Here is a 13,084-nt window from a genome sequence, read left to right as displayed (position 1 = left end):
TGGCTGCGGCCTGGAGTAAACCACATGACCTATGAAGCCTTTCATGACGGACTGCGCGATACCCGGTTCGCGCTCAACCACGGGGCGGTCGAGATGCCGGCGGTTGGATTCGGTACCTTGTTCCGCGATCTCGCCACCACCACCGACGCGGTAAAGGAAGCGCTGGCCGCCGGTTTCCGCCATTTCGATTGTGCCGAGCGTTATCGCAACGAAGCGCAGGTTGGCGTAGCGCTGAAGGAGATGCAGGAGGCCGGTAAAGTCCGGCGCGAGGAGCTGTTCATCACCACCAAGCTGTGGAACACCAACCACCGTCCCGAGCGCGTCAAGCCCGCGTTCGAAGCCAGTTGCCAACGCCTGCACGTGGACTACATCGACTGCTACCTGATCCACACGCCGTTTGCCTTTCAACCCGGTGAAAACCAGGACCCGCGGGACGGGCAGGGCAACGTCATCTACGACAACGGCGTGACATTGATCGAGACGTGGCGGGCACTTGAGCAACTGGTGGATGAGGGGCGGGCGCGGTCCATCGGGCTGTCCGATATCACACTGGAGGCACTGAAGGCGATTGTCGCCGTCGCCCGGATCAAACCTGCGGTGGTGCAGGTCGAGTCCCATCCTTATCTGCCAGAGTGGGAGTTGCTTGAATTCTGCAAGGAGCACGGGATTATCGTGCTGGCGTTCGCGCCACTGGGGCATGGCATGCAACCGAATGTGCTGCAGGACCCGGTGATCACCGGCATCGCCCGGCGCCTGCAGAAAACGCCGGCCCAGGTGGCACTGGCCTGGTCGGTACAACGTGGAGTGGCGTTCCTCACCACCTCGGCAACGCCGAGCCATATCCGGGAAAATATCGATATCTCGACCTTGCCGCACAGGGCCATGGTCGAGATTCAACAAGACATCACCACCCGTATACGCTTCAATTCGGTGGTTGAAACCGGTGTCCCCGGATTCATTGCGCGCAAGCCGTAGTGCCTGACGCCGGGGCGGTCCGTCACCGGGCCGTCCTGTTGGCTTTTTCCTTGAGGTGAAAACGATGGATGTTTTCCAGACCCTGCGGTGTTTCGTGGCAGTCGCCCAAAGCGGCAGCTTCACCGCGGCGGCCGCGATGCTGGACACCACTACGACCAATGTTTCCAAAGCCGTTTCCAGCCTGGAGGCCAGGCTGCAGACGCGGCTGATCAACCGGACGACCAGACGCCTGGCATTGACCGAAGCCGGTGTGCGTTATTTGCAGCGTTGCGAGCGAATTCTGCAGGAAGTACGCGAGGCCGATGCAGAGGCGGGCACGGCCCAGGTCATGCCCGCAGGCCGGCTGAAAATCCATGCCATGTCGGCCATTGGCAACCATTACGTGATCGGCGCCATTGCCCGCTACCGGGAAACCTATCCTTCGGTGCTGTTTGACCTGACCGTGACCAATCGGCTGCCGGACCTGCTGGAGGAGGGCTATGACATGTCGATCGTGCTGGCGCGGGACCTGCCTGATTCCGGGTTTGTCGCCCAGCGGCTGGGTATCACCTACAGCATTCTCTGCGCTTCGCCGGCGTACCTGCGCGAGCGCGGGATTCCCGGGTCGCCGAGGGAACTCGATGGCCATGATTGCCTGCGCATCGTCAACACGGTCATGCCGGCCGAGAACTGGGTATTTGAAGGCCCGCTTGGGGCGGAAACGTTCAGCACCCCGGTGTCGCCCTTTCACGTCAACACGGCTGACGCCATGACATTCGCGATCAAGAACGGGATGGGGATTGGCATTCAGCCGATTGCTACTGCCGTCGAGGGCCTGCGGGCGGGGACCTTGGTGCGCGTATTGCCGGAGTATCGGCTTGAAGAGTTGAACCTGTTTGCGATCTACCCGTCACGCAAGTTCGTGGATGCAAAAATAAAAACCTGGGTGGAATTCCTGAAGCATTCCATTCCGGGGTTGCTGGCGTCCGATGAAAAAATTGTCAGTGCATCTGTGTAGCGATGTGGCTGGCGCTGTAGGCATGGAGTGTCGACCCTCCATCGTGCGAACAGTGTTCAACCGTTCGAGCATCCAGTGCCCATTACCTGGTACTCGATCGTGCGGCGTTGGCCTTGTGAGTCTTCATAGGTCATGCGCGCCGGGACCGGTGCACATTCATTGGCGATTTCCGACACTTCAATGACGCGCTTGATATCAAGCCTGGTGCCGTAGGTATAGGTTTCAACCGGTGATTGGCCGGCGGCGCTCGAGTGGCTGTCGTCTGCAAAGGCCTGGGCACCGGCGGCGCCAAGTGCGACAAAGAGCGCGATTCTTAACAGTTTCATGATGTTCACCTCGTGATCTGAGCGTTGTCCTGCAAAGGTTTTTTACCGCGTGAGAAGGTTGTGCCCGACTGGGTTCACTCACTTGGCTAGTGCCGATATTAGGCGTTTGGCGGGGGCGCAAATATCGGTCGGCGGGATAAACACTGTTGCCGGATTGCTCATGAATCGAGGGGAATTCGTTGAGCCGATCAGCCAATTACAATCCCTTGCTGGACAACTTGTGGTTGTCTCAGCACGGGTTTTGTAGAGGTTGAGCGCTGGTATCTCAACACGGTGCTTGCGTCGCTAGAAGTCGAAGAACACTGTTTCCGATTCGCCTTGAAGGTGGATATCGAAGCGGTAGGCCAACTTCCCGTCCACCGTGCAGCGACTGGCAATCAGGGATTCACGCCGATGAGGCTGTTCGATCAGATTCAATACGGGATCCACTGCATTCGCCTCGGATTCGTCGCCGAAATACAGTCGCGTCTGCAAGTGAATGTTGATGCCGCGAGCGAACAGCGACACGTTGATATGCGCGGCCATCGGGATCCCCGAGGCATTCTTCACCGGGCCAGGCTTGACGGTTTCGATCCTCCATTCGCCGACATCCGTGGTGGCCGTGCGGCCAAAGCCGTTGAAGGGTTTTTCCTGATCGTAAGCGGTGTCGTAGAGGCCGTCGTGGTTCGCCTGCCAGAACTCCAGAAAGGCGTCACGAATCAAGTGTCCATTGCCATCGTATACGTGGCCCATCAATAAAATATGCTCACCGGGCGCGCCTGGTTTAGCCATGACGTTCCAGATTTCCTGCTGGCGCGGCGGGTTGCCGGCCGCCTCCAGTGCCAGTCCGATATGCACATAGGGGCCGGCTGTTTGCGACGGGGTTTCAGGCAGCAGTTGAACGGGCATGTGCAGGCCTCCTCAGCAGTTTTCGAAGTGGGTCTTGCGCTGGCCGCGCAGGACGATATCAAAGCGATAAGCCAGGCAATCCATAGGATTGGCCATGCTCATGTCAAGCCTGGCGATCAGGCTCTGCACCGCGTCCGGATTGGCGATCGACTTGACGATCGGGCACATGGGGATGAGCGGATCACCTTCGAAATACAGCTGGGTAATCAGGCGTGTGGAAATTGACGGGCCACTGATCGAGACATGGATATGGGCCGGTCGCCAGTCGTTGGGGCCGTTGCGCCATGGATAGGGGCCGGGCTTGACCGTGCGGAAGCTGTAGTTGCCATCTCGGTCGGTCAATGCACGGCCGACGCCGCCGAAATTCGGATCAAGGGGGGCCAGATAACTGTCTTTTTTATGCCGGTAACGGCCACCGGCATTGGCTTGCCACATCTCCACCAGGGTATGGGGAATCGGCTTGCCGTACTGATCGCAAACCCGACCTGCGACGATGATGCGTTCGCCAACGGGCAAGCCGCCATGATTGAAGTTCAGCAGCAGATCGTTATCGTGCTGGCCCATCTTCAGATGGGAAAAATCCGGGCCGCTGGTTTCGGATAAAGATTGGGGGATGCTCACCAGTGCCTGGCGGGGGGATCGCAGGATCGAAGTCTTGTAGTCAGGTGTCAGGGCTTTGGGGTGCCAGTTACGGTCACGAATGACGAAGCGGCTGTCATGCGCATCAGACATGTCGGTCTTCCTGTTGTCAGGGTTAGTCAGAGGCAAACGCTGCATTGGCGGCTACCTGTGGCTAAGTCTCCCTCGTTGCGCTCCAGCCTAAAATTGAAAAAACCGACGTTATCCATATCCATATGGTTATGGATATTTGCCCTCGCGATATTCCTGCCCGACTTCACGCAGCGCCTCCACGCACCGCTGCGCTGCGGGTGTCACGGGCATCGCGGGGTTTGTACACAACCCTACGGAACCGCCCGGTTCACGCATCCCCAGGTCCAGCTCGACCAACTCGCCTTGCCGCAAGTCCTGCCGGACAGCGTCCAGAGGCGCGACCCAGATTGCCTGACTGCATTGCACGTAGCGCCGGCTCAAGGCTACCGACAGGGTTTCCAGGCGTTGGCGTGACGGAGTAATACCGTGCTGCACAAACAGGCCGTCGGCGAATTTCCGGATCGTCGTTCCCGTCAATGGCAAGACCACTGGATAGTCTTCGAGGTTTTTATGCCCCTGTGGATCAGCCAGCAGCGGATGGCCGCAACGCACCACCAGGGTCATGGATTCGCTGTAAAGGTGCTCGAAGGTCAACCCGAGAATCGATGGGCTATCGGTCATTCGGCCAATCACCAGATCCAGCTCACCGATACGCAGTTGGGACAACAGGTAGGCGCTGGGCCCGGTCACGACACTGACAACCAACGCAGGTTGTCGGTCGTGCAGACGGCAGACAACTTCAGGAACCAACAGGCTTTCGACGGTGGATAGCACGCCCAGTCGTACGGTAATCGGCTCATGTACACCGGAGCGCAGACTGTTGACCCCTTCACGCAGCGATTGCACGCTCGGCCCCGCATAGCGCAAAAAGGCCACTCCGGCTTCGGTCAGCGTCGAGCCCTTTTTTCCCCGCTCGAACAACGTGGCAGCCAGCAGGGTTTCCAGCTCCTTGAGCGTTTTGGAGAGCGCTGGCTGGCTGATTGCCAACTTGTCGCAAGCACGTGCCAGGCTACCCTGGCGCGCGACCTCGAGAAAGCAGACAAGATGACGGAATTTGATTCGGGTATCGATGTTCAATCGGGGCGCTGCCTTCGTGGTGTGGCGTTTATTGTTGCTGCTGACCGATGCGGGCAATGCGGTGGTTATCGGTCGATATTCGGCAGCTCGCAGCCTGGGATCACTCGTCCCAGTTTGACCGCCTGGCGATAAAGCACCTGCATGAGCTGTATGGCGGATTCGCCAGGCGGCTCAAACCGCGAGTAGACAAAGCTGATATCGAAATGAATCGCCTCAACCAGCGGTACGACGATCAGGCCACTGTCCTGGGCCACGAACTCATCGATGATGGTCAGTCCCATGCCTTGCTTGACCAGGGCGACCGCTTCGTTGGCATTGGTGAAATTCAGCATGGAGCACAGGTTCAGGCCCTGGCGTTCGATCTCGTCGGCCAGCAAGCGGCCAAAAGGCATGTCGGGGCGAAACAACAACAATGGCTGGTCGACCAGTTCGTGCAGGGACAATGAAGATCGGTGGGCGAGGGGGTGATCAGCCGGCATCACGCAGACCATGCGGGCGCGCATGAAGGCCAGCGAGTGCAGGTGGTCATGGATCAGCGGCAGTGCCGAAACAGCCAGGTCGACCTTCTTCGAAAGGATCTGGTTGGGCATATCGCCCATCAGCGTGGTTTGCCATTCAATGTTCAGCGATGGCAATTCCCGCTTGAGTCGGGCCAGGGCGAACGGGATGACCACCGTCGACAGTGAGGCACTGCAGCAGATGCGCAGCTGACGGTGGGGGCCGTTGGCCAGGGCCAACGCGCACTCATTGACGGCCAGCGCAGCCTGGTAGACACGCTCGACTTCCCGGTAAAGGGTCACGGCTTCGGCGGTGGGCACCAGGCGATTGTTGATGCGCTGGAACAGGCGGTAGACCAGCCGACTCTCGATATAGGCGATCAGCTTGCTGACTGCCGGCTGCGACACGTAGAGCATTTTTGCCGCACCGCTGATCGAGCCGGTCAGCATCACCGCCCGGAACACTTCCATGTGCCGCAGCTTGAACACCATCGTGTTGGCGTCGGGGCCTTCGCCGTAGGGCATGGGTCATTAACCTTTGGTTATTGTTCGAGCGATCTCTGTATGAGCGCTGCGGATCGCCTGGTCGTATCTTCACTGCAACGGCATCGCCCACGCGGCGAACAATAACAAAGATCAGTGAGCAGGCGCAGTGACGCTTGGCGGGAGCAGCCTTGAGCATCTACGACGAACCCAAGATCGATTGCCATAACCACCTGTTTGACCCCGCGCGCTTTGTCTATCGCGCCGACACGGTTTACGCACCCGCCGGGCAGGAGGTCGCAACCCTGGAGCAGTTCGGTCGGGTCATGGGCGCCTATGGTGTGCAACACGCTTTGCTGGTGGGACCGAGCAGTGGCTACCGCACGGACAATCGTTGCCTGTTGCATGCGTTGGCGCAAAGCGAGGGTCGCTTCAAGGGGATTGCCGTTGTCGACCATGACATCGGCCTGGATGAGCTGGCAGCGCTCAAGGAACAGGGCGTGGTGGGCGTTGCGTTCAATCCGGCGCTGGAAGGCGTGGACGTCATGAGTGATGCGGCCGGGCTGTTTGGGCGGCTCGCGGACCTGGACCTGTTCGCCCAGATCCAGGTCCATGGCAACCAACTGGTCGAGTTGCTGGGCTTGATTGAGTCGACTGCGCCGCGGTTGCTCATCGACCACTGTGGCCGTCCCGACGTCCGCGCAGGCCTCGGTCAGCCAGGGTTCCAGGCGCTCCTGGGTCTGGCCGGGAGCGGCCGGGCCTGCGTGAAAATCTCCGGCATGCAGAAGTTCGCCGCCCACGATCATCTCGATGAGCAAGCCGGTGCCTACGTGCGGGCGTTGCTCCAGGCCTTTGGCCCGGATGCGTGCGTGTGGGGTTCGGACTGGCCGTTCATTCGCGAGCAATCGCGCGTGGACTACGGGCCGCTGCTCAAGCTGGCCGAACGACTGATGCCCGATTTCAGTGTAAGGCGCAAGGTGATGTGGGACACGCCACGGCGACTGTTCGGTTTTGGCGAGCATTAAGCCGGCCCAGGGCAATTGCGCTACCCGTAATACCCCCGATAACAACAAGGAACAAAACGATGACGACCGACAATAGATTTGCGGCGGCAACGCTTGCCTGTCCGGCGGCGCAAACCGCCAGAACCCGCACCCGTTTCATGATCCTGGCGCTGATTTCCGGTGGCACCATGATCAACTACCTGGATCGCAGCGTCATGGGTATCGCCGCCCCCAGCATCAGTGCCGACCTGGGCCTGAACGCCGTCATGATGGGGCTCATCTTCTCTGCATTTTCCTGGACCTATGCCGCCGCGCAGATTCCCGGCGGCATCCTGATCGACCGGTTGGGCACGAAGTTAACCTATTGGCTGGCGCTGACGTTATGGTCGTTGTTCACCGGCCTGCAAGGTCTCGCCCAGGGCTTCCTTTCGTTGCTGGGCTTTCGCCTGCTGGTGGGGGCCAGCGAAGCGCCGTGCTTTCCCACCAATAGCCGGGTGGTCGCGACCTGGTTCCCGCAGAGCGAGCGTGCCCGGGCGACCGGTATCTATACCTTCGCCGAATACGTCGGGCTGGCGTTTCTCACGCCGTTGCTGTTCTGGGTGCTGCACGCCCATGGCTGGCGCGTACTGCTGATGGCGGTGGGTATCCTGGGTGTTCTTTACGGCCTGGTGTGGTGGCGCAAGTACCACGAGCCCCATGAGTCGACCACGGCCAATCAGGCCGAGCTCGACTACATCGCCGAAGGCGGCGGGGTGATCGATGGGGGCCAGAAGGCCACGCGGTTCTGCTGGTCGCAGATTCCTGCCTTGCTCAAGCATCGCAATATGCTGGGGATCTGCCTGGGGCAGTTTGCCTGTAACTCGACGAACGTGTTTTTCCTGACCTGGTTCCCCACGTACCTGGTCACCGAGCGGCACATGCCCTGGCTCAAGGTAGGTTGGGTGGCGGTGCTGCCGTTCATTGCGGCTTCCCTGGGCACCCTGGCCGGAGGCTGGCTGTCCGACGCGTTGCTGCGCCGCGGCTACTCGTTGAATGTCGCACGCAAGTTGCCGGTGATCGCAGGCCTTTTGACCGCATCGGTGATCGTGCTGGCCAATTACGTGGACTCCGACGCACTGGTGATCGCCATTCTGTGCGTGGCCTATTTCGCCCAAGGCATGTCGGCGCTGGCCTGGATGATCGTCTCCGATATCGCCCCCAAGGGCTTGCTCGGCTTGAGCGGTGGTGTGTTCAACCTGTTCGCCAATGCGGCCGGCATTGTGACCCCGTTGACCATCGGCGTGATTGTCACAACCACAGGCTCGTTCGTCTGGGCCCTGGCTTTCGTGTCCTCGATCACCGTACTGGGTGCGCTGTGTTACCTGTTCATGGTGCGCGATCTGCGCCGCCTGCCCGAAATCCAATCCGTTCAACAAGGAGCACTTTGATGACTCGATACCTTGAAGGCCAGACGGCCATCGTTACCGGCGGCATGCGTGGCATTGGCCTGGGCATTGCCCGTCGCTTGCACACGGCTGGCGCACAGATCGTCATCTGGGACCTGGCGGTCGATGGCTGGGACAGCGTCGCCAACGGCTTTGAACCGGTGATGCGTCAAGCCGTCAATGTCGCCTCGCTGGCGTCCGTCGAGGCGGCTTTCGACGAGGTTGTTGCCCAGCAGGGCGTCGTCGACATCCTGGTCAACAACGCCGGTATCAATGGACCGGTAGCCCCTTGCTGGGAATACCCGACAGCGGCCTGGGACCAAGTCATCGCCATCGACCTGACGGGCGTGTTCCATTGCTGCCGCACGGTCATCCCGCACATGCGCAAGCGCGGCTACGGGCGCATCGTCAATGTCGCCTCAATGGCCGGCAAGGACGGCGTGCAATACATCTCCGGTTATTCGGCGGCCAAGGCCGGTGTCATCGCGTTTACCAAGGCGGCGGCCAAGGAATTGGCCCAGGACGGCGTGCTGCTCAATTGCATCGCGCCGGCCATGGTGGAAACCGGGCTGATGGCGCAAATGACGCCAGAGCACATTGCCGCGAGCAAGGCCAAGATTCCCATGGGGCGTTTCCTGCAAATCGAGGAGATCGCCAACATGGTGACCTGGATCGCCGGGCCCGAATGCAGCTTCACCACAGGCTTTGTGTTCGACCTCAGTGGCGGGAGGGCCACCTATTGAATGGCTTGGGCGTCGCGCACCTGACCGCGCTGGAGCTGACGCCCGATGCCCTGGTACGGGAGGCGGCGCGCGCCGGTTTCAGTTCGGTCGGCCTGCGCCTGCACCCGGCCATGGCCGGTGGTATCGCTTACCCGCTGGCGCCGGGCAGCCAGGCGTTGCAGCAGTTGAAGACCACGCTCGATAGCGAAGGCGTGGTGGTCAACGAGATTGAATTTGTCGAGCTGACGCCACAAGTGGACGTCGAAGGATTTGCGTCGCTGCTGGAGTCCGGGGCGCAACTGGGGGCGCGCTGCCTCACTGTGTCGGGCGACGATCCGGAGCAATGCCGACTCACGGATAATTTCGCTGCCGTGTGCGAGTTGGCTGCCGGTTATGGCCTGCGCGTGGATCTGGAGTTCATGCGCTGGCGTCACATCGGCAACCTGCAACAGGCCGTCGCGTTGATCGCGGCGGCGGGGCAGGCCAACGGCGGCGTGCTGCTGGATGCGCTGCACCTGTTCCGCTCCGGTGGCAACGCCGCTGCCGTGGCTCAACTGGATCGGCGCTACATCCATGGCGTGCAGTGGTGCGATGCGCCAGCACTGGCGCCCACGGGGGAGGGAATCATCCGCGAAGCCCGCGAGGGTCGCCTGCCGCCGGGTCAGGGGCAATTGCCCTTGGCCGAGTTGCTCGATGTCTTGCCAACCGGGCTGCACTGGAGCGTGGAAATCCCATGCCCCGCGACAGGCGCGCCTGAGCGGTTGGCTCAAGCTTTCACGATCACCCGGGCCTGGTTGGCCAGCCATTCGTTGCCATGCACTTTTTTAAAGCGCCCGGCATGGCAACGTGCACCATGCGCAAGCGGCACGATGGATTTTCGCCGCCACTAACCCAAGCGTCTCGATTTGCACCCTTGGCAATTCGCTTGCTCGGGAAGTCTGCTCACCCTCACTGAAACTCACCTGGATCACAGTCGCCGTAACAGTCATCACTGGCTCGGGAGCCTGGACTTGCACACAGGAAGAAGTCTCGCTGCTGCCGACTGGCACAAAGGCTGCAAGGCTCACATCAGATTCACCTGGAGCGTATTCCTCGGGACAGCCCCCTCGGTCAACGACGATCGATTGGCCGAACAGAACATGGATGACTTGGGTGCGTCAGGCAGTCAAGTCTGGCTTTAACACTGCAAAAGAACAGGCAAAGGCGCCTGGAACCGAAGGGTTTCAGGCGTTTTTTTTTTGTTTTTTTTAACCGTAACGGGTTTCGGGGGCGCGTATGAAAACAGCTGCACAATTGCTGAAACTGAAGGCCATGCAGAACCGGCAAGTACATAGCATCGCACCGGATCAGACGGTGCTTGAAGCGCTGAAACTTATGGCTGAAAAGAATGTGGGGGCTCTACCCGTGATAGAGGAAGGGCGGGTGGTTGGCGTTATCAGCGAACGCGACTATGCGCGCAAGGTCGTTCTGCAGGGCCGCTCTTCGGTCGGTACGCCGGTCAGGGCCATCATGAGCGCGCCCGTCGTGACCGCAGACAGCCGGCAGAGCATCGAGCGTTGCATGGTGGTCATGACCGACAGTCATCTGCGCCACTTGCCGGTGGTGGACGGCGATCAACTGATTGGCCTCTTGTCGATTGGTGATCTGGTGAAAGAAGCCATCGTCGAGCAGGCCGACCTGATCCGGCAACTGGAACACTATATCCGTGGACACTGACGCGACTTTCAAGGTGCGATCTTCTCTTACTCGGTCGCTTCAAATGCCTCGTGGTATTTCACAACCCCCACAGGTAACTCGCCACCAAACGACAGGGCCTGGAAGTATTCAGGCGGAACACCGGATAACTCGAGGCCAGTGTGGGCCCGAAACCCGAAACGGCCATAGTAGCCAGGATCGCCGAGCAGGACGCAGCCGGCTGCGCCGAGTTGCTGCAACTGGGCAAGGGCGGCCTTCATCAATGCCGAGCCAATGCCTTGCCCCTGGCAATTGGGCCACACGGAGATAGGCCCGAGGCCATACCACCCCGTTGAGCCCGACGAAACAGTGACGGGTGAAATGGCAACATGACCGATGATTGCGTCGTTTTCTACCGCGACAAGGGAGACGGCCAACTGATCGGCGCGTCGCAGCGCATTGACAATGAATTGTTCGGTATGACCGGAATGCTCTACGTTCTGGAACGCTGCTTCGGTCAGGCGGGTGATGGTGTCGATGTCTTGGTCTTGTTCAAGGCGGATGGTCACGTTCATGCCGATTTTTTTGTCCTGGTCGATGATCTTCCGAAGCGCCTGAAAAAGGCGATCGGCACCGGTGTATTTTTTGCCGTGGCCCGGATTGAACTCACGAACATGTCAGCGTGCAGCCGATGAAGGGAAGCGCTGCAGCAAACTATAACCCGGAGTAGATACCGGTGTTTTCGAGGGCCGCCTCTCTAGCGGTGGATGATCGGTTTTTCCTGGAATGCGGAGCCTCAGGCATCAGTCGCCTGCAACGCACCCTGCAGGGTGCTCATGACGATGTCATGCAGCAGCTTGCGGCGTGCCCCCTTGCTTGCCTGGGACTCTCCAACCCAGGCCGGCAATTGGTTGAGCAGGGAAACGACGCCGCTCAAGGTCGCGCGACGGGTAACGCTCACCGGCATGCCGGTGAGCTGCTCTATGGTGTCCACCAGATGTTCTTCGTAGCGCTGGCGCAATACCTGTATCAAGTCATGCTGCTCGCTGTTCAGGCAATGAAGGTCATACTCCGCCAGGCGAAAATGCGCGCCCATGCGTTCATGCAGCAGGAGGTGCGCCTCAAGCAGGCCATGCAGTCGTACGGCGGGTGTGGATTTGCGACGTTTCACCAGGCTGGCGCCATGCAGCAACTGTTCGTAGAGCTCCTCGATCAGTTCGAACAGCAGTGCCTCCTTGCTTTCGATGTGGTTGTAAATGGAGCCGGCCTTGATGCCCAGAAAAGCCGCCAGGTCACGCATGCTTACCCGGCTGAAACCGCACCTGGCGAATAGCTCGAGCGCCTTGTGGCGGGTTTCCAGATAGCGCGAGTGCTGCACGTGTTCGATGGGTCCCGCCAAAAGAGCGTTCGGGCTGGCGAAGCGGGACGTGACTGGCTGGGGGGTAGTCATGGAATCAATACCTCGATCGTTGCTCATCCCCCTCATACGCGAAACTGCCCCAACAGCCGATTGAGCTGGCCCGCCAGTTGGCCCAGCTCCAGGCTGGCCTCGTTGGACCGGTCTGCCGCCAGGGCATTCTCGTGGGCCAGCGAGGCTGCACGGGTGACATTCTGGCTGATGTCCTCGACCACGTGGGACTGTTGCAGGGTGGCACTGGCGATCGAGGCGTTCAGCTCGGTAAGGTTACGCAGCGCCGTGATGACCTGGTGCAGGCTTTCACCGGTTTCGCGGGCCTGTGCCACGGTTTGCTGAGCGGTCTGGCTGCTGACATTGATGACCTTCACCGCCGCTTCCGAATTGCTCTGCAGGCGCTCGATCATGCCCTGGATCTGCGCGGTGGACTGCTGGGTGCGCTGGGCCAGCAGGCGCACTTCGTCCGCTACCACGGCGAAGCCGCGCCCCTGTTCGCCAGCGCGCGCCGCCTCGATTGCAGCGTTCAGCGCCAGCAGGTTGGTCTGCTCGGCGATGGCGCGGATCACTTCCAGTACCGTGCCGATCTGGGTGCTTTCCTGGGCCAGGCTCTGGATCACGTCGACAGCCTGGCCGATGGTCGCGGACAACTGGTCGATCTGCTGCAGGCTGCTATCGATGTTGTGCTGGCCCTTGCAGGCCTGCTCGTCGGCCTGGCGAACTTCGTTGGCGGCGTGTTCGGCGTTCTTCGCCACTTCCTGTACCGCGTAGGAGACCTCGTTAATGGCGGCGGCCACCAGTTCCATCTGCTGTGACTGCTGCTGGCTGTGGCGTTGGCTATTGCTGGCAATCTCACCGAGCGATTGCGAGGCCTTGTCCAGGCTGCCAGCGCTCT

At 60.4% G+C, this 13,084-nt stretch carries 15 protein-coding genes; 7 read left to right on the top strand and 8 right to left on the bottom strand.

Features of this window, described 5'->3' with window-relative positions; translation table 11 throughout:
- Positions 1-24 precede the first annotated feature (24 nt).
- Together ACLD1X_RS24875 and ACLD1X_RS24870 are read left to right on the top strand one after the other, a co-directional pair.
- Positions 25-975 carry an aldo/keto reductase gene (locus tag ACLD1X_RS24875; protein WP_429372262.1) on the top strand — a complete coding sequence of 317 codons (951 nt, stop codon included), beginning with the start codon at positions 25-27 and terminating at the stop codon, positions 973-975.
- A 64-nt stretch (positions 976-1,039) separates the two neighbouring features.
- A complete protein-coding gene (locus tag ACLD1X_RS24870) occupies positions 1,040-1,972 on the top strand; it encodes a LysR family transcriptional regulator (protein WP_429372260.1) in 933 nt (310 codons plus the stop codon).
- A gap of 56 nt (positions 1,973-2,028) precedes the next feature.
- Here ACLD1X_RS24870 and ACLD1X_RS24865 read toward each other — a convergent pair whose 3' ends face one another.
- The 5 genes from ACLD1X_RS24865 to ACLD1X_RS24845 form a co-directional block, all read right to left on the bottom strand.
- Positions 2,029-2,298: a DUF2790 domain-containing protein gene (locus ACLD1X_RS24865; protein ID WP_429372258.1), complete on the bottom strand. Its 270-nt coding sequence runs from the start codon at positions 2,296-2,298 to the stop codon at positions 2,029-2,031.
- Between the two features lie 285 nt (positions 2,299-2,583).
- Positions 2,584-3,186, bottom strand: coding sequence for a protocatechuate 3,4-dioxygenase subunit alpha (gene pcaG, locus ACLD1X_RS24860; protein WP_429372256.1), 603 nt, complete (start codon positions 3,184-3,186; stop codon positions 2,584-2,586).
- Between the two features lie 12 nt (positions 3,187-3,198).
- On the bottom strand, positions 3,199-3,918 hold the full coding sequence (gene pcaH, locus ACLD1X_RS24855) for a protocatechuate 3,4-dioxygenase subunit beta (protein ID WP_322616772.1): 720 nt from the start codon (positions 3,916-3,918) through the stop codon (positions 3,199-3,201).
- A 126-nt stretch (positions 3,919-4,044) separates the two neighbouring features.
- A complete protein-coding gene (gene pcaQ / locus ACLD1X_RS24850) occupies positions 4,045-4,974 on the bottom strand; it encodes a pca operon transcription factor PcaQ (protein ID WP_429372254.1) in 930 nt (309 codons plus the stop codon).
- Between the two features lie 65 nt (positions 4,975-5,039).
- On the bottom strand, positions 5,040-5,996 hold the full coding sequence (locus ACLD1X_RS24845) for a LysR family transcriptional regulator (protein ID WP_429372252.1): 957 nt from the start codon (positions 5,994-5,996) through the stop codon (positions 5,040-5,042).
- 149 nt (positions 5,997-6,145) lie between these two features.
- Here ACLD1X_RS24845 and ACLD1X_RS24840 point away from each other — a divergent pair, with 149 nt between their 5' ends.
- The 5 genes from ACLD1X_RS24840 to ACLD1X_RS24820 all read left to right on the top strand — a co-directional run bounded on the left by ACLD1X_RS24840 (position 6,146) and on the right by ACLD1X_RS24820 (position 10,820).
- Positions 6,146-6,979, top strand: coding sequence for an amidohydrolase family protein (locus ACLD1X_RS24840; RefSeq protein ID WP_429372250.1), 834 nt, complete (start codon positions 6,146-6,148; stop codon positions 6,977-6,979).
- A 59-nt stretch (positions 6,980-7,038) separates the two neighbouring features.
- Positions 7,039-8,385, top strand: coding sequence for an MFS transporter (locus ACLD1X_RS24835; RefSeq protein ID WP_429372248.1), 1,347 nt, complete (start codon positions 7,039-7,041; stop codon positions 8,383-8,385).
- Entirely contained in the window at positions 8,385-9,125 is a 741-nt protein-coding gene (locus ACLD1X_RS24830; RefSeq protein WP_429372246.1) for an SDR family NAD(P)-dependent oxidoreductase, read from the top strand. The genes ACLD1X_RS24835 and ACLD1X_RS24830 overlap by 1 nt, the downstream gene beginning before the upstream one ends.
- Positions 9,122-9,994, top strand: coding sequence for a sugar phosphate isomerase/epimerase family protein (locus ACLD1X_RS24825; RefSeq protein WP_429372244.1), 873 nt, complete (start codon positions 9,122-9,124; stop codon positions 9,992-9,994). The genes ACLD1X_RS24830 and ACLD1X_RS24825 overlap by 4 nt, the downstream gene beginning before the upstream one ends.
- A 385-nt stretch (positions 9,995-10,379) precedes the next feature.
- Positions 10,380-10,820, top strand: coding sequence for a CBS domain-containing protein (locus tag ACLD1X_RS24820; RefSeq protein WP_429372242.1), 441 nt, complete (start codon positions 10,380-10,382; stop codon positions 10,818-10,820).
- 26 nt (positions 10,821-10,846) lie between these two features.
- Here the strand turns inward: ACLD1X_RS24820 and ACLD1X_RS24815 are convergent, their stop codons facing one another.
- From ACLD1X_RS24815 to ACLD1X_RS24805, 3 genes are all read right to left on the bottom strand, one after another.
- On the bottom strand, positions 10,847-11,353 hold the full coding sequence (locus ACLD1X_RS24815; protein ID WP_429372240.1) for a GNAT family N-acetyltransferase: 507 nt from the start codon (positions 11,351-11,353) through the stop codon (positions 10,847-10,849).
- A 221-nt stretch (positions 11,354-11,574) separates the two neighbouring features.
- Positions 11,575-12,228: a TetR/AcrR family transcriptional regulator gene (locus ACLD1X_RS24810; RefSeq protein ID WP_429372238.1), complete on the bottom strand. Its 654-nt coding sequence runs from the start codon at positions 12,226-12,228 to the stop codon at positions 11,575-11,577.
- A 32-nt stretch (positions 12,229-12,260) separates the two neighbouring features.
- Positions 12,261-12,995, bottom strand: coding sequence for a methyl-accepting chemotaxis protein (locus ACLD1X_RS24805; protein ID WP_429372354.1), 735 nt, complete (start codon positions 12,993-12,995; stop codon positions 12,261-12,263).
- Positions 12,996-13,084: the final 89 nt, after the last annotated feature.

Origin of the sequence: Pseudomonas sp. 18173 (assembly GCF_050432945.1) — a bacterium.
Lineage (GTDB): Bacteria > Pseudomonadota > Gammaproteobacteria > Pseudomonadales > Pseudomonadaceae > Aquipseudomonas.
This window is presented reverse-complemented; position numbering and strand designations above follow the sequence as displayed.